The sequence below is a fragment of the Bacillus sp. AFS088145 genome (assembly GCF_002564465.1).
In the GTDB taxonomy this organism is placed as follows: Bacteria; Bacillota; Bacilli; order Bacillales; family Bacillaceae_G; genus Gottfriedia.
The window spans coordinates 461,221-482,929 of the sequence record NZ_NUUX01000013.1; the positions used below are offsets into that span (position 1 = coordinate 461,221).

The 21,709-nt window shown below is 33.8% G+C and carries 25 protein-coding genes; 5 read left to right on the plus strand and 20 right to left on the minus strand.

Annotated elements, in window-relative coordinates:
* Window positions 1–56 precede the first annotated feature (56 nt).
* The gene (locus tag COI44_RS10370; protein ID WP_082459488.1) at window positions 57–191 is read right to left on the minus strand and encodes a YuzL family protein; all 135 of its coding nucleotides are present in this window, start codon (window positions 189–191) and stop codon (window positions 57–59) included.
* 103 nt (window positions 192–294) lie between these two features.
* Between COI44_RS10370 and COI44_RS10375 the strand changes: the two genes are divergently transcribed.
* Window positions 295–537 carry a YkuS family protein gene (locus tag COI44_RS10375; protein ID WP_098427854.1) on the plus strand — a complete coding sequence of 81 codons (243 nt, stop codon included), beginning with the start codon at window positions 295–297 and terminating at the stop codon, window positions 535–537.
* A gap of 195 nt (window positions 538–732) precedes the next feature.
* On the opposite strand, the gene COI44_RS10380 is transcribed toward COI44_RS10375, so the two are convergent.
* From COI44_RS10380 to COI44_RS10395, 3 genes are all read right to left on the minus strand, one after another.
* Window positions 733–1,257 carry a chromate transporter gene (locus COI44_RS10380; protein ID WP_098427855.1) on the minus strand — a complete coding sequence of 175 codons (525 nt, stop codon included), beginning with the start codon at window positions 1,255–1,257 and terminating at the stop codon, window positions 733–735.
* The gene (locus COI44_RS10385) at window positions 1,257–1,826 is read right to left on the minus strand and encodes a chromate transporter (RefSeq protein WP_098427856.1); all 570 of its coding nucleotides are present in this window, start codon (window positions 1,824–1,826) and stop codon (window positions 1,257–1,259) included. The genes COI44_RS10380 and COI44_RS10385 overlap by 1 nt, the downstream gene beginning before the upstream one ends.
* Before the next feature lie 262 nt (window positions 1,827–2,088).
* Complete coding sequence (locus tag COI44_RS10395) at window positions 2,089–2,433, minus strand: 2Fe-2S iron-sulfur cluster-binding protein (RefSeq protein WP_098427858.1); 345 nt, start codon at window positions 2,431–2,433, stop codon at window positions 2,089–2,091.
* A 184-nt stretch (window positions 2,434–2,617) separates the two neighbouring features.
* Between COI44_RS10395 and COI44_RS10400 the strand changes: the two genes are divergently transcribed.
* Window positions 2,618–3,424 (plus strand): aspartate dehydrogenase, encoded by an 807-nt coding sequence (locus COI44_RS10400; protein WP_286163856.1) that lies wholly within the window; start codon window positions 2,618–2,620, stop codon window positions 3,422–3,424.
* A gap of 147 nt (window positions 3,425–3,571) precedes the next feature.
* On the opposite strand, the gene COI44_RS10405 is transcribed toward COI44_RS10400, so the two are convergent.
* The 7 genes from COI44_RS10405 to COI44_RS10435 all read right to left on the minus strand — a co-directional run bounded on the left by COI44_RS10405 (window position 3,572) and on the right by COI44_RS10435 (window position 10,235).
* Window positions 3,572–4,240: a GntR family transcriptional regulator gene (locus COI44_RS10405; RefSeq protein ID WP_098232970.1), complete on the minus strand. Its 669-nt coding sequence runs from the start codon at window positions 4,238–4,240 to the stop codon at window positions 3,572–3,574.
* A gap of 324 nt (window positions 4,241–4,564) precedes the next feature.
* Window positions 4,565–5,044, minus strand: coding sequence for a GlcG/HbpS family heme-binding protein (locus COI44_RS10410; protein WP_098427860.1), 480 nt, complete (start codon window positions 5,042–5,044; stop codon window positions 4,565–4,567).
* Between the two features lie 12 nt (window positions 5,045–5,056).
* Window positions 5,057–6,529: an aldehyde dehydrogenase family protein gene (locus COI44_RS10415; RefSeq protein WP_098427861.1), complete on the minus strand. Its 1,473-nt coding sequence runs from the start codon at window positions 6,527–6,529 to the stop codon at window positions 5,057–5,059.
* A gap of 58 nt (window positions 6,530–6,587) precedes the next feature.
* Window positions 6,588–7,316 carry an iron-containing redox enzyme family protein gene (locus COI44_RS10420; protein WP_056471818.1) on the minus strand — a complete coding sequence of 243 codons (729 nt, stop codon included), beginning with the start codon at window positions 7,314–7,316 and terminating at the stop codon, window positions 6,588–6,590.
* Between the two features lie 221 nt (window positions 7,317–7,537).
* Window positions 7,538–8,992 carry a hypothetical protein gene (locus COI44_RS10425; protein WP_098427862.1) on the minus strand — a complete coding sequence of 485 codons (1,455 nt, stop codon included), beginning with the start codon at window positions 8,990–8,992 and terminating at the stop codon, window positions 7,538–7,540.
* Window positions 8,993–9,019: 27 nt separating this feature from the next.
* A complete protein-coding gene (locus COI44_RS10430; RefSeq protein ID WP_098427863.1) occupies window positions 9,020–9,790 on the minus strand; it encodes a creatininase family protein in 771 nt (256 codons plus the stop codon).
* Between the two features lie 112 nt (window positions 9,791–9,902).
* A complete protein-coding gene (locus tag COI44_RS10435; RefSeq protein ID WP_098427864.1) occupies window positions 9,903–10,235 on the minus strand; it encodes a 2Fe-2S iron-sulfur cluster-binding protein in 333 nt (110 codons plus the stop codon).
* Window positions 10,236–10,515: 280 nt separating this feature from the next.
* On the opposite strand from COI44_RS10435, the gene COI44_RS10440 reads away from it, so the two are divergent.
* A complete protein-coding gene (locus COI44_RS10440) occupies window positions 10,516–10,851 on the plus strand; it encodes a hypothetical protein (RefSeq protein WP_088012221.1) in 336 nt (111 codons plus the stop codon).
* An 89-nt stretch (window positions 10,852–10,940) separates the two neighbouring features.
* Here COI44_RS10440 and COI44_RS10445 read toward each other — a convergent pair whose 3' ends face one another.
* Entirely contained in the window at window positions 10,941–12,122 is a 1,182-nt protein-coding gene (locus tag COI44_RS10445) for a hypothetical protein (protein ID WP_286163857.1), read from the minus strand.
* 578 nt (window positions 12,123–12,700) lie between these two features.
* Between COI44_RS10445 and COI44_RS10450 the strand changes: the two genes are divergently transcribed.
* Entirely contained in the window at window positions 12,701–12,856 is a 156-nt protein-coding gene (locus COI44_RS10450; RefSeq protein WP_069033300.1) for a DUF1540 domain-containing protein, read from the plus strand.
* A 150-nt stretch (window positions 12,857–13,006) separates the two neighbouring features.
* Here the strand turns inward: COI44_RS10450 and COI44_RS10455 are convergent, their stop codons facing one another.
* From COI44_RS10455 to COI44_RS10470, 5 genes are all read right to left on the minus strand, one after another.
* Window positions 13,007–13,333, minus strand: coding sequence for an antibiotic biosynthesis monooxygenase family protein (locus COI44_RS10455; protein ID WP_098427866.1), 327 nt, complete (start codon window positions 13,331–13,333; stop codon window positions 13,007–13,009).
* A gap of 604 nt (window positions 13,334–13,937) precedes the next feature.
* Window positions 13,938–14,078, minus strand: a complete 141-nt coding sequence (locus COI44_RS24115) for a hypothetical protein (RefSeq protein ID WP_179887076.1) — start codon at window positions 14,076–14,078, stop codon at window positions 13,938–13,940.
* Between the two features lie 115 nt (window positions 14,079–14,193).
* Window positions 14,194–15,357 carry an MFS transporter gene (locus tag COI44_RS10460; RefSeq protein ID WP_098427867.1) on the minus strand — a complete coding sequence of 388 codons (1,164 nt, stop codon included), beginning with the start codon at window positions 15,355–15,357 and terminating at the stop codon, window positions 14,194–14,196.
* A gap of 125 nt (window positions 15,358–15,482) precedes the next feature.
* Window positions 15,483–15,854, minus strand: a complete 372-nt coding sequence (locus COI44_RS10465) for an ArsR/SmtB family transcription factor (protein ID WP_098427868.1) — start codon at window positions 15,852–15,854, stop codon at window positions 15,483–15,485.
* A complete protein-coding gene (locus tag COI44_RS10470) occupies window positions 15,854–16,279 on the minus strand; it encodes an SRPBCC family protein (RefSeq protein ID WP_069033304.1) in 426 nt (141 codons plus the stop codon). Before COI44_RS10470 ends, COI44_RS10465 begins: the two co-directional genes overlap by 1 nt.
* Before the next feature lie 412 nt (window positions 16,280–16,691).
* Between COI44_RS10470 and COI44_RS10475 the strand changes: the two genes are divergently transcribed.
* Window positions 16,692–18,791 carry a TerD family protein gene (locus COI44_RS10475; protein WP_098427869.1) on the plus strand — a complete coding sequence of 700 codons (2,100 nt, stop codon included), beginning with the start codon at window positions 16,692–16,694 and terminating at the stop codon, window positions 18,789–18,791.
* A 41-nt stretch (window positions 18,792–18,832) separates the two neighbouring features.
* Here COI44_RS10475 and COI44_RS10480 read toward each other — a convergent pair whose 3' ends face one another.
* The 3 genes from COI44_RS10480 to COI44_RS10490 all read right to left on the minus strand — a co-directional run bounded on the left by COI44_RS10480 (window position 18,833) and on the right by COI44_RS10490 (window position 21,615).
* Complete coding sequence (locus COI44_RS10480) at window positions 18,833–19,306, minus strand: GNAT family N-acetyltransferase (protein ID WP_098427870.1); 474 nt, start codon at window positions 19,304–19,306, stop codon at window positions 18,833–18,835.
* Window positions 19,307–19,434: 128 nt separating this feature from the next.
* Window positions 19,435–19,725, minus strand: coding sequence for a hypothetical protein (locus tag COI44_RS10485; RefSeq protein ID WP_098427871.1), 291 nt, complete (start codon window positions 19,723–19,725; stop codon window positions 19,435–19,437).
* 693 nt (window positions 19,726–20,418) lie between these two features.
* The gene (locus COI44_RS10490; RefSeq protein WP_098427872.1) at window positions 20,419–21,615 is read right to left on the minus strand and encodes a CapA family protein; all 1,197 of its coding nucleotides are present in this window, start codon (window positions 21,613–21,615) and stop codon (window positions 20,419–20,421) included.
* Between the last annotated feature and the right edge of the window lie 94 nt (window positions 21,616–21,709).

Below are 21,709 nucleotides of genomic sequence, written 5' to 3' on the forward strand. Positions count from 1 at the left end.
CTTAGCTTTGAATGTCATTGGCAAATTCCTACCATTTGAATTTAGACCAATAGTGTTTATTTAATCTCTCTTTTTTGTTTTTTTCTACTAGAAGACATCTCAACACCAGTTTCAGATGTTGTAGTCCCTTGACCTTGTACATTTGGTGATCCTAAGCCCACTCTAGATGGATCTTTTTTAGTTTTTCCCATTTTAAACACCTCCATCTTTACTTTTTCTAAACGTAAACTTCTTTATTCAAAGAATATTTTTCCTGTAAATTGCAAATCTTATATTTCTGAGGAGGTGTTTTTTATGGCTAGAATCGGAGTAGAACAATCTTTAACAAATGTTCAAGAAGCATTACGTTCAGCGGGACACGATGTTGTTGAATTAAAACAAGAATCAGATGCAAATGGTTGCGATTGCTGCGTAGTAACAGGACTTGATTCAAATGTAATGGGAATGCAAAATGTAGCTACACAAGGATCAGTAATCGAGGCAAGTGGCTTAACAGCTGATGAAGTTTGTCAACAAGTTGAAAGTAAATTACAATAACGAATTACAAACTAAAGTTAGATTAAAATTCTAAAGAAAATTCGCCGATTGGCGAATTTTAAGCGAAGACAGAGACGCAGTTGCACTTTTACATAGTTCCAAAAATATGTTACTACGCCTTTAGTCCCCTTCGTTGCTAGAAAATTTATACTTTCTAATGTGCAAAAAAGGGTAAGCAATTACCCTTTTTTCAAATTATAAATTTAATCCACCGTATAGCAAAGCTCCCATTACAATAAAAGCCGGATGTAGCTTTACTTTCTCCATTAATATGTAACTGATTACTCCTAAAAATAAAAACTGTCCAATACCAATTTGAAAATATGAATCATGAAATGAATTATAAGCCATAACGCCAAGTAAAACTGCGATTGTTGGCTTGACGTAAAGAGTCATTCGCTTAACTTGAATCGAATGACGATATTTATACAAAATTCCCATTAAGGTCAGCATGAGGATTAATGACGGTGCAACTGTAGCGAATACAGCCAAAAATGAACCTAGTATACCACCTTCATGGTATCCGATATACCCTGCCATTTTCGTAGCAATCGGTCCTGGAAGAGAGTTCCCCATAGCAAGAGCCTCATTAAATTCTTGATGTGTAAGCCAACCTCTTGTGACGACTTCTTTTTGAATAAGCGGAATGGTCGCAGGGCCTCCTCCATACCCTAAAATATTAGCAACAAAAAACGCCCAGAAAATGTTCCAATATACCATTATGCAGACAGTCCTTTTGATTTTTTACCTTCAACTGATTTGGTTGGCTTAACGATCGCAAATAAGAGTAGCCCTCCAATTATAAACCCTGGATGTATATGAAAATATTGCATTAAAACAATCCCTACTAAAATATGTCCGATTGTAAAGGGCCATTTTAATCCCTTAACGGAAGCTTCTATAAATTGCCAAGTTAGTACACCAAGCATGACTCCAACTACTGGTACAATCGCTTTAGTCATTCCTTGTACCCATTTTAAATCTTTAAATGTTACTAGAGTGGTCAATAAAACAACCATTAAAATAATCGTCGGCAAGATCGTTGCAACTATTGCATTGATCATCCCAATTTTACCGCCTACTTTGAACCCAATGTATCCTGCCATTTTTGTATTAATCGGTCCCGGCAGTGTGTTTCCAATTGCGAGCACATCTCCGAATTCTTCATCAGTCATCCATTTAAAGCGTTCAACCACTTCTTTATGTACTAAAGGAATGGTCGATGGTCCACCTCCATATCCAAGCATACTGCTCCTAAAAAAGGCGATAAAGATGTTTAACTGTTTCATAAAATCCATCCCTTTAGTTTATCTTTCTTTTAGTTTGCAATAAGACAAGAGCACTTCACACAATTGCCGCATTGTTTTTTCTTAACTGGATTAGGTTGATTGACTATGGTCATTAAAAGCGAGGTCTCCACATTACAAAACGAACATGTCTGACCAGTTTGAGCTTTTTGAATTTGAGGCATTTCTACTAACTTTAAGGCTTCTTTCATATGTTTGTCGCATACTAACAACATATTTTTCACTCCCGCTCTTAAAATTGGATTTATGGTGTAGATGTCACTTTCTTTTTCGGATGATCTAATTTACGTTTCTTTACTTCATCTGTTACTTCTTCGTTCCATGAAATCGTTACATCATCATCAGTGATGAAAGCTTGGCAACCTAAACGGAACCCTTTACTTAACCATTCTTCACCAAGTTTTCGACGCTCCTGCACTTTTATATGATCAACTGTACCCTTTTCAATTTTACAAACGCAGGATCCACAAACGCCTCCACCACATCGATTTGGCAGTTCTCCATCAAATCGAAGAGACATACGTAAAATATTGGAGTTTTCTGGTACTTCTAATACTTTTCCACTAGTAGCAAAATTCAGTTTCGGCATAATTCAAATCCTCCTCTTTATCTCTTTGGTATACAATATACCATATTTATAATTTTCTGACAATATAAAAATTACATATATTAAGCTATTTTTCTTAATTTATATTACTCTATTTGTTTTTATATACCGGTCTGATATAATATTTTGTATACCAAATGCGTCTTAATTTTCAAAAAGCGAGGGGATGAATGTGCTTACTATTGGATTAATTGGATATGGAGCAATCGGACAAGATATCGTCAAATATATTAACGAAGGCAAGGCTGGGGATGTATTATTAAAAGCGGTTCTCATACGGAGAAAGGATCAATCCGAATCACATATAAGCGATTTATTTTACGACAATGAAGATGCTTTTTTCGGATTGGGATTGGATATTATTATTGAAGCTGCAGGTCATGAAGCTGTCTATAAGTATGGGAAAAGGACGCTGACTGCTAGTAGTGACTTTATCATCTCTTCTGTAGGTGCACTAGCAGATGATACATTATTAGCAGAACTTGTAACTACTGCAAAGCTTACTAACAGCAAGATCATCATCCCTTCTGCTGCGATTGCTGGATTAGATCGTGTAGCTGCTTCTATACTTCAGGGTGTTGATGAAGTAAAACTTGTAACGAGAAAGCCACCAAGTGCTTGGCGAGGAACAATTGCAGAGGAAAAGGTAGATTTAGATACCGTTAAAGAGCCAATTTGCATTTATAATGGTGTTGCTAGAGAATCTTCTAAGCTTTTTCCAGAAAGCACAAATGTTTCAGCAACCTTGAGTCTTGCTGGAATCGGATTTGATAAAACAAAAGTTCAAGTTTATGTAGATCCAAGCATAACCAGTAATACACATCAAATTTTTGTAAAGGGTTTTTTTGGTGAAATGGAAGTAAAGGTGCAAAATATTCCTTCTTCTACTAATCCAAAGACGGGGTATATTGTAGCAATGAGTATTTGTAATACTTTAAAAAATAGAACGGCCTCGATTGTTATTGGGATCTAGTATTTTCTCTTTATAATTTGTGAATTACGATTCTAAAATAAACTAAAATAAAAAGCCCCCTTAGTCTAGACGATCTATCAGTCTAACTAATAGGGGCTTTTATTTTTTCCATACAAGGAAAGAGACGATAACTTCCACAAACTATTTTTATGTCGTTTTTTCTTTTCTTTTTTCTATGTAGTTCATGTACGCACGTCTAGAATTTTCGATATGAATTTTCGTTAAATACTCCGACATTTCTATTTCCTTATTTCGTACTGCTTTCATGATTTCAATATGTTCCCTCAATGATTCCTTACGTCTTCCAGGCGTTTCGTACCCCATATTAGCAGACATATGGATATAATCTGTTAAGCCGGATAAAATTTCAAATAGCTTTGGACTTCTCGCTGCCTTATATAGTAGGAGATTCATTTCAATATGCTCGTTCTCAAAGGTTTCGTCTGAGTGTTCCTCAATATAAAGAAGCTCCTCTATTTTCTGATCAAACTCTTTTTGAATTTCGTCCGTCATTTTTTTAGCAGCCAATTTTGCTGCTAACACTTCTAGTGAAGATAAAATCGTAAACACTTCCATAATGTCTTCATCAGAAATATTTGAAACAATGACACCTTTACGCGGAACCGTTTTTACAAACCCTTGTGATTCTAAGCGGAATAAAGCTTCTCTAATAGGTGTACGACTAATGTTTAGCTTAACAGCAAGCTCCCGTTCAATTAAGCGATCACCTGGCTTATAATGCCCCTCTAAAATCAATTCTTTTAAATATCTATACGCATGTTCCCGGATTGAAAGAAAATTAGTTTCCATCTCCATTCCATTCACCTGCCTCCCATTTCTTGCCTATTTTAAAATAGTGTATCATCATTTTATTAAAAGTAAATCGATATTTCTATTATAGTATCTTTTAAATGAGTAAGCGAGTACATAGATGGAAACAAATACCATTCATACTCACACACAAACGTTTGCTATTTAGTCCTTTTATCTCTTAAACCTAAATTTTGATAAGTAGAACTTCTTATAGCTAACTACTTTTATTATCTACAAAAATGAACTTTAATCCCAGTTATATTCTATGTGAATGTTTGTACACCAAAAAAGGCGATGTAGGAACAACACCTAACCGCCTCCAAAGTATTATTTTTTAATGTCCGCATCAGTAACAACTTCATAACCGTCATTGGAAAGGAACTCTTGCAATGCTTGTAAAGCAGCTGTTCCTACCGCTGTATCCTGCTCTCCATTTCCACCGCTGATTCCAACGCCACCAATGACTTCTCCATTTACTACAATTGGAAAACCACCGACAAAGATTGCAAATTTTCCATTTAGCATATGTTGAATTCCAAATGCTTCATTTCCCGGAAGGGCTGGTCCGTTTGGTTCTGTATTAAATAAATGAGTCGAGCGTTTATGCCCCGCTGCCGTATATGCTTTAGCAATAGCAATTTCAGGACCAGTAATACGAGCACCGTTCATTCGTTCAAGTGCAATGACATATCCTCCGTCATCTACAATTGCAATCGTCTCTGGAACGTTAATATCCTGTGATTTTTTCTTAGCAGCTTCAATCATTACTTTTGCTTCATCTAGTTCTAATTTTAATATTTTTTTCATTTAAAACCCTCCTCAGTAACCGATATAGACTGTTTTTATTTGTGTAAAGAATTCAAGTCCAACTCTGCCTGACTCGCGGAATGTAGAAGTACTAGAGCGTTTTACTCCACCAAATGGTGCATTCATCAAATTACCTGTCGTCGTGCGATTTACTTTAACTGTCCCTGCTTGAACATCCTTAGTAAATTGATGAGCGAGTTTCAAATTATTAGTAACAATTGATGCAGATAATCCATATTCAACATCGTTAGCAATTAAAACGGCTTCTTCATAACTTTCTACTTCAATTACTGCAACAACCGGGCCGAAAATCTCTTCTTTAGCAATGCGCATATCGGGCTTTACATTCGTAAAGATCGCCGGTTCAATATAGTAGCCGTTTTCGTAATGTCCATATGCAAGCTGTTGGCCTCCATATTCAAGAGTAGCCCCTTCTTCTTTACCAATTCCTATATACTTCAGCACGTTTTTTAACTGCTTTTCATTTGCTAGAGGTCCAATAATAACACTATCGTCAAAGCCGTCACCAATTTTTAAAGCACTTGTTTTTTCTACTAATTTCTGCACAAATTGTTCTTTTACTTCCTTCATAACAATTACACGACTAGTACCTGTACATGCTTGACCAGTAAGGTGAAAGCCTCCATTCACGGTTAGGTTAACTGCCAAGTCTACATCTGCGTCATCCATTACAATTAGAGGATTTTTTCCACCAAGCTCCATTTGTGTTCTTGTAGTAAAGGATGTGTTTTTATGAATATGTTCCCCGGCGCTAGTAGACCCAGTGAAAGTAACTCCTCGTATAGCAGGATGTTTAACTAAAATATCCCCGATATCGGACGAACTTCCTGTTACAAAATTGATGACCCCTTTTGGTATACCAGCTTCATGAAGCGCCTCAACGAGTCGAAATGCAATTAAAGGTGCATCAGATGAAGGCTTGAAGACAACTGTATTTCCAGTAATTAATGCCGGTGCAATCTTTCTTGATGGTATGGAGATTGGGAAATTCCATGGTGTAATGACTGAAATTACACCAAGAGGCTCCCTTTCTGTTGTGACTCTCATATTTGGATCATCGTTCGGGAATGTTTCCCCAGTAAAGCTTTGTCCTTCAATTGCATAATAACGAAGCGTTTCCGCTGAGCGAAGCACCTCCTGTTTGGCCGCGCTTATTACTTTTCCTTCTTCTCGTGTCAATTCTTCTGCTAGTTGTTCCACTCTCTGTTCAAGTATTGCTGCCGCCTTATTTAAAATGGCAGCACGTTTAGAAGGTGGAGTTTGTGCCCATGCAGGAAAAGCCTGGTGAGCTGCATCAATTGCTTGAATTACGTCTTGTTCTGTCGATGCTTGAAATGTGCCGACAATATCTTGCTTATTAGAAGGGTTTACGCTTTGGAACGTTTTATTATTTACTGACTCGACCCAACTTCCAGATATGTAATTTTTATAAGTTTCTAGTTTAGTAGTTAGCAAATTTATCATCCTTTCTGAACAAGATGGCAGTTCCCTAGACGGAAACTGCCATTTTATTTTCTAATTATTATGCTTGTACTAGAGCACCTAAATCCTTTTCAAGATATTCTCTCCATAAGCCATCCATATACATGCGACGCATTTTTGCACCAGTACGAACAACTTCTAAGCAACGTTGTTGTAACTCAGGAGTATCAGCATGATCAAGTACAATTTTATATCCACGCTCTCCGTGAATTTCATCTGATACGATGTGTAAATCGAAGAATTCAATTTCCTCATCGGTAAAGTTGTACTTCTCACGTAATGCTGGAGTTTGCTTACGATAAATGTCTGGAACTTGAGATTCAAGTCCTACAACTAATGCTGCAGTTGCTACTACGAAGTTTTCACGTGCTGCTACTGCAAAACACCAGCTTTGTAAACCTAGCGTTGTTGGAGCCATATTGTTAGGATCTAATACGCGCTCACGAGTTGTTCCACAAGCTTCAGCAAATCGGATTAATAAATCTGTATGGCGATCGCCAGCGATTTCTTCTTCGTACATATTTTGTAATGTGAAATCTTTTGCATCTTCATATTTTGGTAAGTTTGGAGTGTTATGGTAGATATAAGCTAAGTAATCTGCAAAAGGTCCAACATAATGGTAATGATTTTCAGCCCAGCGAGCGAAGTGACTACGCTCTAATTTTCCTTCAGCCCATGCTACAGTAAAAGGTGCTTTTTGGCTGTGGTTCCCTTTAATCGCTTCTTCTAACTCCTTACGAAACTCATCTTTAGATAATAATCTAGTCATCCAAAACTCCTCCTCCAATATGTTTATGTAGTTTAATAGTTTAGTTAAACAATCGAAGTATACCAAATCACTTAAAACACCTATAAAAACTACTAAATACGAGGTATTTATTTGTATTTTGTATTTGGTATACCAACTAATCTTATAGTAACCCATTGTTTTTTGTTTGTAAATACATTTTTATTAAATTTTCTAACTCTTCTAAATTTTAAAGAAGTGCTCTACCATATAACGAGAGCGACAATGGTAGAGACTATTAAGCCTGTAGCAACAGGAAGTAAGTTTTTCCTAGCTAACTCTAAAACATTTACTCCACAAAAACTAGCAACCGCTACCAATGAGGACCACGCAATTAACGTACCTCCACCTGTCCACACAGATCCCATTTGACCAATTGCTCCTAGCGTTCCAGGCTCCATACCAACCCCAGGTGCCAATGCTCCTGATAAAGCTCCCACTAGCGGTAATCCAGAAAACCCTGAACCTTCTAACCCAGTAATCGCTCCAGTAATTAATAGACCAAACGCCGTTAAAACCGAATTATGTGGAATGATCGATTGACCAGCCTGAACTAAATCAACTAAGAATGCTGGCTTTGCTACATTTTCTCCTAAGGAAAAAATAGTACCACTAAAGTCCGAACTGCCTAAGAAGAAGAATGCTGCAATCGGAATAACTGGTCCCATTGCACGAAATGCAAATACGAATCCTTCTGTAATATGCTCACTAATTTTATCAAGAGCTTGTAAACGACGGAACGCTACACATGTAACTACTAACAACATAGTCGCAACACCACCGATAAATGCTGCACCGTCTCCTCCTTCAAAACCACTCATTTTACCATTACCGATTTTCGTTGAAAACATAAATATGATAACTGCTAGTAGCGATAGTGGGACTAAGACAGCAAAGATTTTCCCCCATTTTTCACGTTCTTTATCATCCATAGTAGCTTCTGTTGCAGCAGCTATTTCATTTGCGGAAGAGTTTTTGTTTACAAGTGACTGTAAATTTTGCAATGAAGCTTCACTTTCTGATTTACCGATTGATTTGCGTTGAGTAAAGTACGTAATCGTGATTGCAACTCCCCCTGTAATTAAAGAGAGAATCATGACCTTACCTGACACAGCTGATGTTTGAATACCTGCTGATTTTGCAGTAAGCATTGGAGCGATCTGCATAATATAATCTGAAGATAATGCCATACCTTGTCCTGCAATAGAAACAACCATGGCACAAGCAATTGGCGATAAACCAGCACGAATAGCCGCAGGTACTAATAACGTACAAATAAGCGGAACGGCAGGAGTAGGCCAGAAGAATAAAGAAATGACGTATGTGATGACTAATAGGACGGCAAAAGCAATATGTCCGTTTTTCATTACCTTTTGCATCGGAGCAATCATTCTTTCATCTGCACCAGTATCTTTTAAGGAATGTAATAATGCCACCATAAAAGTGATGATTAAAAAGATGGTAAATAGCTCTTTTGCTGCTACAAGATTTGCGTTGAATAACGCTTGAAATCCACCAACAATTGATCCTTTATAAGCAACAGAAACAAGAAAGGTTCCAATGATGGTAGGCAATACAACCCCTTTTCGAAACAGCATAGTCACAATTACAACAAGTGTCATGATACCATAAAGCCAGTGAGCAACAGTTAAATCCATAAACCCCACCCTCTCATTTATAGGTACTTACAACTTACATTCTTCTTCTAGATGTAATAACTTTTGGAGTTCGTTTGAAAGGTTTTCGAGTGCTTCACCTACAATCTTTTCCCCTATTTCGAAACTTGCTTTCGTTGCATCTCCAATGCAACCATTAGTCGTCATCTCTTCGTATCGATAAAACCCTTGAATAGCTTTACCAGGTCGTAGCTGCTTCCATCTACCTTCGTTTTGGATGCTTCCTTTAGTAATTTTATTAGGCCTAATTAAGTGAGGAGCCAAGTAAAGTGCTTCTGACACTTCTCGTTCACAGCTGTGACCGAACAATGGCGAGTGAATAGATTCTGAGATTGAAAGTTTGGCAGATGCAGTCGTTTTAGCATAATAGATTTCTGAACCTAGCTCTTCTGACAACATGGTGCAAGCAACATTTAAAGTTGATTGATTGCCACCGTGAGAGTTTAATAATAAAAATTTTTGAATACCATGATGTTTAAGAGATACGATCATATCTTTTAAAATTGCTATAAGCGTAGTCGGTTGCAATGAAATGGTTCCTGGAAAGTTTAAATGATGGTGCGAGACTCCCATATTGACAGTAGGCGTTACAATTACATGAGGATACATTTTTTCAGCTAATTTTTCAGCCATTTTCTCAGCTAGTACAGCATCACAGCTTTCAACCATGTGAGGGCCATGCTGTTCGTGTGCACCAATTGGTATTATTGCTAGTTTTACAGTATGTAGTGCATCCTTTACTTCTTCCCACGTCATCTCAGTTAATAAATATGATTTCATATTTTCACCCCCTTTCATAGTTGTATCCGCTTACAAAACCTTCAACTTTCGTCCTATGAATTCAACCTTTAAATTATAGAGGTATTTTGTATACCTAGATGATGCAAAAAAATTACTGTGCATTTACTGACTTTGCAACTTTCGGTATTGGGGCGTTTATATTTTCTTGTGAAATGACAATATCATCTTTGATTGTTAACTGACAGCATAATCGAATGCCTTCCTCAACCTTTTCACCTAGCATTTTCTGCTCTTTCCAGTTTGGCGGATCAAGCTTTTCTGCTCCTTCTAGCACTCTACATGCACATTTTGTACATTTACCCATCCCGCATCCGTATTTTAGTTTTTGGAATTGACGGATGCCTGCCAACACTACTAAATTCGCGTGATCACGCACTTCTTGCTCAATAATTTCTCCTTCTACATGCAAGCGTACTTTTGGCATATGTATCCCTCCAATATAATTTTCTTAAAATTTAAAAAATTTAATCTGATTATAATTCGAATTTTTTAGAAAGTAAATACTATTATTTATTTGGAAATCTTTAACATTAAGTATTTTGTCTATTCAAAAAAATTTTAATTATAACCGTTCATCGTTTTTATTAAAAATTCAGAAAATTATATTGATTAATATTTTTTTCTGTATTACACTATGAATAGAAATTTGGTATACAAAATACCTTATGCTCAATACTACATAATTAGATGAGGAGTGTGCAAAGATGGGTAAGTATATTGTTTTGACGAATAAAGACACGTTTCAAACTATTGTAGATAACGAGGGATTAAAGGCAATCGAAACATACCACTTCTACTTTTTTAACGAACTAAAAGCTAAATATACAATTGCCGAAGTGTTAGACGACAATATTAAAATTAAACTTTACGAAAAGTATGAAGGAAAAGAATACGTGAATGATATTCGCGTAAAGTTCTTTGAGACATTTGAAACGATTGAAGCAGCACAAGAAGAGCTATACGAAATAGTAAAAGCTCAAGGAAACAGCGAGGACTCTCAGCATTCAAAATTAGTGAAGTCGGACGTACTAACTGTATAGATTACATAGAAATAGCACTGTTTCAGTGCTATTTCTTAATTTTACAAATAAAAAAAGACAACTATCATAATGTTGTCCCTTCGATTCCTCTATATAAGCCACTCTAAACCAAACAAATAAAACATAACAATTAGTAAATAACTAATTGTATATGGAATATTCCAATTCGATACTTTAAAAGAACTCTCTTTAACGATGCTCGACATTAAACCGATCGTTGCATTATATGGACCTACTAAAAACGCAGAAATGGCTCCGGCAAGTAATGACACCGTTAAAATATACGGTGAAATACCTAAGCTTTGTGGATCAAGCGCTTCAGCCATTAGCGTCAAGGTTACTGCTGGATGTAATCCTGAAAACGCAAATGCTAACGGAATGAATGGTAATAGAATTAAAAATACCTCTGGTCCTACAATATCTTTAAAATGGGTGACTGCTATATTTACTGATTCACTTATATTCGTACCTTTTACAACGGAAATAAAAAACCCCGCTGACAAAAAGATAAAAAATTGGTCTTTCATTTTAAAGGAATAGGAATGAAAATATTCCTTTAAACAATGTAAAAATGCTTTTTGTTGCTTAATGAGAACAGACCAACCAAGAGCAAACGGAATTACTAGAATTGATACGATAATAACAAAAGAATACGAAAAAAGATGTTCAGCAAATGAAATGATGAGATTGAATAGAATAATAGCTATGAAAATATGAAAAACTCTTCTTTGAGGGACCACACCTTCAAGTGAAGCAGCAGTTTCATCTTTTACTAAATCATTTCTAAGTCCTTTTGTAGCACTTTTCCGTGAATTCCTTGACGCCAATACCCAATCTAACACAATCCCCAATATACTTAACGGTAATACATATGGCAAAATAGATACCCATCTTACCCCAGTTACGCCAATTACAATACCTACGATTGGTGTAATTGGAGCCCATAGTAGAGGCATCGCAAATCCATGTGTAATAGCTCGACTCATAAAACGATCTTCTTTTTTTATAGAAAAAAGACTTAAGGATGGTTGAATAGAATAGTAAGTCATTGGTAGAGTTGCCAAATTCATAAACATACTTAAAAAGTAAGATATTCCTGATGTCATTATGTACAACTGACCAGATGTGTTTACTTTCTTTTGTATGATCGTTTGTATGCCTTTTGCATATCCTCCCAATCTAACCGGAAAACCTAATATTGGAATTACTGCAAACATAGTAAGCAAATCCAGCATTGGACCGAATGAAAGGATATATTCTTTTATACTCATATTACTTCTCCAAAGAAGAATCAATCCTATAAGTAAAAAAATACTCCCTATTGTTCTAACGAGCGATTTAACTGTAAACATCGTATAAAGAACAATAAAGGCACATAAAGAAGAAATAAAAAATTGTAAATCCCAATGGAACAAAGAGGAAAATAAATATAAAAAAATTACTAATCCAAACACATACTTCAACATTGTATCACCATCCTCTCTTTAACTTTGGTATACCAAAAGATATTAATCAGTATATTTTACAAGGAATTATACCATAAATAACTAGTTTTGGTATACAATTTTATCCTTTTCTATTTTCCATTGAAGAAATAGGTATAAGTTATAGGTAAATACATGTTGAGCTTTTACTTTAATAAAGTTATTTCTATATTATATTCAAATTCCATTTTGTTAACCAAGTTAAAGGAGTGCACAATTTTAAAAACCTTACCGCATTTCGATAAGGTTTTTAAATTGCCTTTTTAGTGTTTTTCACTTGAATTAATTTACATTAAAAAAAGAGAGAATGGATGTATCAATCCCCTTATTAATGTAAATGATAAAATTAAGGGAGGTGTCTTATAATGGCAAAAGATGTACTTTGCGAAGTTGATAACTGTAAATTTTGGGCTTCTGGAAACAAATGTAGTGCGGATTCCATTTATGTTGTGAGCCATAAAGGGAAACAAGCTAAAAACAATGCTGAAACAGATTGTAAAACATTTGAAGCTGGAATGTAATTGTCTTAAGGGTAACCTAATTAGAAGGTTGCCCTTTCTTATTTATAGTATTGATAATAACTATCATTTTCATTCAAATTTATTCCAATTTTTTTATATTATTTACATCTCAATCTTGGATCTGTTTCAATTATAAGCATTATTTAATGACTACATATCAAAAAAATTATCCCTTTCAACTTTACACACTCTTAATGCGAAGGATTCATACCAGTCTTTTTTCCCACGTTCTTGAGCAACTTTGTGAGCTGCGTGCTCTTTCCATATCTTAATCGCATCCAATGACTCCCAATATGAAACTGTTATCCCCATCTCATGATCACGAGCACTTTCAACTCCTAAGAACCCTTCTTGACTCGATGCAAGTTCAACCATTTTTTCAGACATCTTACTATACCCATTATCTCCATCCGTTCTTTTTGAACAAAAAATTACAGCATAATATGGAGGATTTGGCGTTTTTGCAAATGAACTCATTTTTATCCCTCCTTCTTCTATTAATCATATTTGATGAAAGAGTTAAATAACATAGTCAAATAAAAAAAGTGTAAATAAAAAAGCGATACTCAAGGTATCGCTTTCAGAGTGTTGAAATATAAAATGGTCAATAGGGTAAACGGACATTAAATGAACATTTCATCTATTTAATGACGAAATTATCATTTTTTGGATGATCTATTAATGGTTTTAAAGGTTAAATATTTGAGCAATTTCATGATTCCAATAATACTAGTAATGATTTTTTTTAGAAGTTAAAAATAATATGAGCTAATTTATAGAAAAACAAATTCAATTGATTAGTTTAATTAATGTTCCATTTGAATTGACCTACAAAGTGATTAAACTGTTAGGATACTCTAAGTAAAGGATATTTGATTAGATTTTTATTGCAGACTTTTTTTGATTGAATAAAGTTGATTGGAACTAAAGGGGTGCTCGACTCCTANNATGGAAAGCGAGCATCCTGTAGTGGAAATCAACAACACTCTACTCCTTTTACGAAAATTTGATAATTTAATTGACATGGTTGTTTTTCAACAGCGTGAAAGCGATACTCAAGGTATCGCTTTCATGTGAAATATTACTCAAAAATATAAGGATTACCGCTTAAGTTACTTCTCATTTCTTCTGTTATTACTTGAATATCCTCTTGTTGAGAGTATTGTTCAAATACTTCATTATTAATTCCACTACCATCATAATGCGCTGGTTTATTTTCCATTAAAATCACCTTCTAATTAATATTAGTTTTATGTCGCAAAACTTCATTATTAGAATAACCAATTCTGAAAAATAAATTATAAAAACGATGCAAAAAAACGCATCGTTTCATTTTTTTATATTAATTTAGTCTCATTCACTTTATTTGTTAGAACAAAAGAATAAATCGCAGAAAGTAAAGCAAAAATAACAATAATTCCTCCTACTAATGCGTTCATTGTTACAGCATACTGAGTAATTAGGATCCCACCTAAACTTGAACCTAAAGCAATGCCCGTATGAGAAAAAGAGTTATTTAATCCAACTTGAATATCAGCCGAATCTTTAGCTATCCTAGCTAGACTATCTTGAACTGCTGGACTAATTGACCAAGATACAGTTCCCCAAAGAACAACTATAATAAATAAACTAATAATTGAACTAGGTGCGAATGTTAAAGTTAAAATAGAAAGAGCTAATAACCCTAAATTAAACACTAATGTTTTACTTCCACCAAATTTATCAGTAGACCAACCACCTAGCCATCCACCTAAAATTCCTGCCATACCAAAAACTAGTAAAACAATACTGATCATGTTAGTAGATAATCCCATCGTTTTCATTAAGTATGGTGTAAAGTAAGTATAAATTGTAAAATGCCCTGTTAATTGTAAAAAAGAAATTAGTTGAATCGATAAAATACGTTTATTTTTAAGTGTTGCTACTTGCTTAATCAATGGGATTGTAGGCTGACCTTTAACTTTCGGTAAGAATTTATAAATCCCTAACATAGCCAATAAGCTTAATAAACCGACTAAAACAAATGTCATTCTCCAACCGAAGTTTTCTCCAATTACTGTACCCAATGGGACACCAAAAACAAGAGATGAACTAATCCCCATAAAAATAACGCCAATTGCTCTACCTCTAATTTCAGGCGAAACGATGTTTGTTGCAGTCGTTATTGAAACAACAATTACAACCGAGCAACTTGCTGCAAGTATAATACGTGCGATTAATAATACAGCGAAATTCGGACTAATGATGGAAAGAATATTACCAAAGAAAAATACTGCTAATGCGGTTAATAGTAATTTTTTACGTTCTATTTTTGAAGTCATCGCTATAAAAATAGGAGCCCCAAAAGCAAATACTACTGAAAAAATTGAAACTAGTTGACCAACCGCACCAACTGAAACATGTAAATCCCCTGCAATCATTGACAGTAAACCAGTAATAATAAATTCAACGGTTCCTGCGACAAATGTTGCAATAGCTAAAATATATATACTTTTATGCATTGCTTAACTCCCCAAGTATGATCCTATTCATTCATAATAATTTTTTGCCACATTAGTTTATTATATAGATATAACTAAAAATGTCTATGCAAAAAAAACGAACCCCCTTTAGATTCGTTTTGAAATTACTCTTCATTATTGTCTATATTTGATTTAACTAGTTTTATACTTTGATCTTCTTTATTTTCAACTAGATGTTGTAAGATGGATAATTTATTTGCCCAAAATTGCTCGTAATATGATAACCATTGTTTAATCTCTAAAAATGCTTCTGGCTGTAGTCTGTATCTTCTTTCTCTGCCTACTTTTCTTCCACTAATTAATTCAGCTTCTGAAAGGATATGGAGATGTTTTGCAATTGCTGTTCGACTCATTGGAAAATTACTTGATATCTCTGAAATCGGCAATTCATTATTAGCTAATAATTTAAGTACTTCTCTTCTAGTAGGATCGGCTATCGCTTGAAATACGTCATATTTTTGTGCAGAACTGGACACTAGTTTTCAACAACCTTTTTAAGCTTCTGAACAATACCAGCCCAACCGCCATTCATATTGTCGCGTACTATACCACTTTTTTGGTTTGGTTTTGGAAGAATTTCATCAGCAGTTTTCCATCCACTATGGATTAACGTAAATTCAGTTTGATCCCCTAAATCTTTTAAATTAAATGATACGACCCATCCATCAACATCCCAAGTAAACGATACTCGATTTGGTTCATCAATTTCTAAAACTTTACAAGGTGATGGACCGAATGGACCTTGCAAATGAAACTCGTGACCTACCACTGGTTTAAAGTCATTTGGCATGAACCATGCAGATATACCTTCCGAAGTTGATACGACCTCCCAGACTTTTTGAATAGGTGCATTATATATAAGAGTTTGTTTAATATCTTCAACTTGATTTTGTACGCCCATTTCAATCCTTCTTTCTAGTTAATATAAAACCTTTTGGTTATATTTAAAATTATATACAACCATTTGGTTTTATGTCAATCTAATTTTACGTACTTATATTTTCCTTAAGTTATTAAATTATTATAAATCGAAAAACCGCCATACATTACGAATTTCCTTAAACAACAAGAATATGTTATCTGTTGCAAAACGCTTTCATACATACTAAACTAATATAACAGGCTATGACTCAGCTTCCTTCTACACTCACTGTTAGAATTTATCTAGCGGGTCTCTTTCCTGTATTCCTTATCAGAATTGATAAGGTTACGAGGCTATATTGAATCTTCCTTCTACTAGGTTTGTACTCTAAGTACTTTTTCTAGATTCAATAATTTCCTCGTTTTTTTATTATAAAATTTGGAGGCTATACATGAATCAAACAAACATCCTTTTCCGAAGAAAAAATTCCCTCTATATCGAAAAACAAGAAAACAACCTCCCAAAACCATTACTTGCAACAGCCTTGAAGCAACTTGAAGCGTTCGGTTATACTTTTTCACTTGAGCTTATTGAAATTTTACAAACATGGAACGATCAAGAATTTATTGCTTGGTTTATAGATTTAAAAGAAACCATTACTAATGAAATAGGCTATGATGTTGACCACATTCCTTTTTACAAAAACTTTCCTAATGACGTAATGAAAATTGATGAAGCGGAATTATATATCAATAGCTTATTTTATTATATATTTGCTGTTCAGCCTCTAACCCTAATTCAAAAACGACCACCACTTAGACATAAAAAAAATCTAAAAATAATTAATCTTGCAAAACAAGATGATCTAAGTCAAATTATTAAAAGATTAATTGATAGTACTGGTTCTTTTAAACCCCAAGACATTGAGGATATTCAATTTGTACTCTTAGCTCAAAATAAACCACTAAACTTATTACCAGAACTATTCTTATCAAAAGAAAAAATGGTTATAGTCCTAAAACTATTGTATCAATCTAAAAAAATAAGCGAAAATGAAATCGCAAATTATTTAAAAACGGCAACAGATATTTTACGCTTTTGTGTTGCATTAAGTGATGGCGATCCTTCTTTAAGCATGAATACTAAATTTAAATCATTTAGTAGAAAAGAGCGTAAATTAGTACTTTCATTATTAAATGAAATCCCTCATGCAATTGACGAAATGGTTAAAAGACGAAACGTATGGATAAGAATTGGAGAAAAACTACATCCTGGTGAATATTCGAAGCGTTTTCCTCATGCTGGAAATTTATTCAGTATACTTAGAAACGAAAAACAAGTAAGTACATACCAAAGTAAAATTACTAAATACTTAAGTGAAAAGAATCTCTCTCAATTAACAAGTGAATTAATAAAACGTCCTGGAGAGTTTGCTAGAAAACTAGATTTTGTTTTGCGTTCATTTACTGAAAAAAATGACCAACAATATATTGTTTCACAGTTTTCAATCGTTTGTAAGGATGTATCAACTCCGGTTCTATTGAGTTTATGGAATCATTTTAATAAACGTAATGATGAGAGAAGAATTCGCACCTTTTTTCCTAAAGGAAATATTGCGAAACTCTATGCAATTGAAAATAAAATAACAAAACTTAGTGAAGTTATAATCGATGCTGTTTTAAATGTTGTTAAAAAAACTTTGTACGTACGTTTTTCTGTTAAAGAATCCCTTGGCAAAGTATGGATTGATGAATCCTATCGTAACTTTACGTTACCTAATGGATTGCGCTCGGCAAGTAAATCACTTAGAACAATACCTCGAGGTTCCAATATTCCGATTGGTGAAGGAGATATTATTAGATTCTTTCTTTATTGGAAAGAAGGAGATGTAAACGGAGTACATACAGGAAATGTCGATATTGATTTAAGTGCAGTATTTTACGATGATAATTTTAATTATATAAGTGATATCTCTTACTATGAGCTAAAAAATAAACAGCTTAAATGTTATCACAGTGGTGATTTCACAAGTGCTCCTAAAGGGGCTAGTGAGTTCATAGACTGCCATATTCCTACTCTTAAAAATAATGGGATTCGTTATGTTGTATTAAGTGTAAATAGTTTTTCAGATCATTCATTTTGTAATTTACCTAGTTGTTTTGCTGGATGGATGCTAAGAGACGATTTCAAGTCTGGCAAGGTCTTTGAGCCTAGTACTGTAATGGATCGCTTCGATCTAGCAAATGATCAAAAAATAAGTATTCCACTAATTTTTGACACTTTTGAACAGAAAGTTATTTGGTGCGATTTAGGTTTACAAGACAATATTGAATACTATAATAACGCAAAAAGTAATTCGAATAGTTTAGCCATACTAACAGAAGCTATGACTGAAAAGAATAGTATTTCTCTTTATGAACTATTAGCATTACATGCAGTTGCCCGTGGTGAGCTTGTAACAAATAAAGATGAAGCAGATACAGTGTTTACATTCAATGAAGAAGTTACGCCATATCGTTATGATTTAATAGTAAGTGAGTTTATGAGCTAAAATTTTATCCCCCAGACAATTTAATAAAGTCTGGGGGATATTTAGTTTCCTCTTACCATCGTTATAAATTCAGCACGCTCAGTACAAAAATCATTTTCCTCTTTAAATCCAAAATTTTCATAAAGCCGAATCGCTCTTTTATTAAACTTAGCAACTGTTAATCTAAATGTGGAAAGATTAGTCATCCCTTGAATTTCCCCAAGAATATATTTGAAAAATTCACTCCCAAATCCTTTCCCCGTTAAATCTGGTCTAACTCCTAATCCGATATCAACCATCCTTTTTTCATAAACACCAAACTCGTTCCCTTTTGGTACTTGAGCTGACTGACCAATACAATAAAAGCCAATTAAGTTCTCATCTTGGTCAATAACTGCTAAGTATTGATTATTTACTAGTTCATCTAATCCTTCTTGACTTAATTCATTATTATAAAAATCGTAAGGTGGAGCATAGCTCCAATTAAGAATTTCTGTAGCGTAAGACTCTGTCATATTACTAATGTATAATTCCATGATTTCTCCTCATTTTTTCTACTTGTTAAAACTGCAAAAATAAAAAGCATTACTCATTTAAAATAGAGTAATGCTAGATTTAAATTAAGGTCTATCTAAACTTAAGAACCTGATCGAGCATAATAAAATTACGAAACTACCCTATTTCTAACAAAAAAGAATACTCCGATATTAATTAATAAAATTCCAAAAAATGCTGCTAATAATAACTGAACACCTAAAATTACACTTGCGTTATCACTAGCGTTAAGGATCCACCAAATACTCGCAATGCCTAAGATGAATAGGTTAACATTAAATGCAATCGACATTGTAGCTAATACATTGTGTGTTTTATTTTGCATTTTAACTTCTACCCACACAGATAAAATCAAGGATACGAAAATAATACTAAGGAATTCAATAAACTGTAGATTCATTTCTTATTCCTCCTAAATTTTATTTGGCAATCAACTTACTATTAGGTTATTCTTTTGATTCGTTATAAAAGAAGAAATTCCTTCCAAAAAATAGCATTATCCTTTTAAATAAGGACTTTTACCTATAACTTTTGGTATAAAAATTCCATCTTTTATTAAAAAAGCAACCCTTTAATGGATTGCTTTCACGTTGTTGAAAAACAACCTTTTTATTAAATTACCAAATTTTCGTAAAGGAGTAGGGTGATGTTGATTTCCACTACGGGGTGCTCGCTTTCCATGGGGCGAGATTCTTTAGCCTCCTCAGCAAGCCTGCGGGGTCTTTAGCCTTCCCGCTTATCCCATAGGAGNNCCCCTCCGTTCCAATCAACTATTTGAACAAAAAAAAGGTTACACTAAAAACCTAATTTGATATCCTTTACTTAGAGTATCAAAATACTTGTTAATCAGTTTGTAATTCAATTAATTTCGAACATCGACTTATTATTTAAACTTACTAAAAATTAACTTTTAAATATTTTTAACTTCTCAAGAATAAACAATTACTAGAGTTTGTTGATATTAAAACCGCTCAAACATATTATCATTTAAAATCATTATTAGTTCATAAAAAAATGAATTATATTATCAATAGACGTTGGCCATTTTATATTTCAAATCGCAAAAAGCAACCCTTTAAAGGATTGCTCTCTCTTATTTTTCATATTGAGTCCAACTAGATCCATGAATCTTATTTGAAACATCTATTATTTTTTTCTTAACTCTTTGTTCTTCAGGGCCTTTTAAAAATAATGGTTGGTAATTGTTTCGGCTAGATACTGAAGAAATTGAAAATGGTACAACTTTAATTTCCTTTTGATTTGTGAGTATTCCATTATTTAGATGAAAAGTTTGTTGGAAAACAAATGTATCTTTATCTTTTGGATTTTTATTTCCTCCGAACATAAAATTCCCTAAACTATATACGATAAATTTCCCTTTATACTCTTCGATTCCTTGAACAACATGTGGGTGATGGCCAACTATTAAATCCGCTCCATGGTCAATTGCATAATGAGCTAAATTCTTTTGTGTACTATTCGGTACATAATCTCGCTCGATTCCCCAATGGAAATGGATTAGAATAATTTTCACACCACTTTTTCTTAAATTTTGTATATCATTATTAATTTTAATCCTTAAGTCAGGTGAATCATTCCAGCCTTCATAACCTAGTGCAGCAACTTTAACACCATTAATCGTTGTTACATATTGGTCGTTATAGCCAAAATAACCTATTTTTTCTTTTTTCAAATTGTTAATCGTATCTTCAAAACCTTTTTGCATATAATCATGACTATGGTTATTAGCTAAATTGACCGCTTCAATACCACTTAAAGTTAATATTTTGGCATAAGAAGGATTCCCTTTAAAGCGAAATGTTTTAGTCGCTCTTATTTTTGCATTTGTTAACGTCGTTTCTAAATTAACAGTAGATAAATCATCTTGTTTAAAGATATTATTTAGCCCTTTTGTAAAATAAGCTAATCCATTTTTATTTGCTTCTGCTGGAAAAGAATTAATATATTGAAAATCCTCATCTGATCCAAGTGTAAAATCGCCAGCTGCACTAATTTTTATAGTCGTTTCTATGTTTTCTGGTTTTTTTGTCGTATTGTTATTTTCTGGCTTTTGAACCGGTGGCTTTTGAACTGGCTTTTTATTCGATTTTGGTTCATCTACTACTTTATTTTCAGTGTCATTTTTTACCAAATTGCTTTCTTCATAAACTTTCTTATAAACAAAATAACTAAATCCTGATATACAGCCAAATAGAACTAATATCATAATCCAAATAAATATTTTTTTACTATTTCTTTTTTCAGTATTTTTATCCTTCCGACTCCTCATATGTATTTATATCTCCTTTTTATATCTTTGCTAGAAATATATTTTCGATTATTAGTTAAATAAAAAAATTCTATTTCTTTTAGTACGGATACAT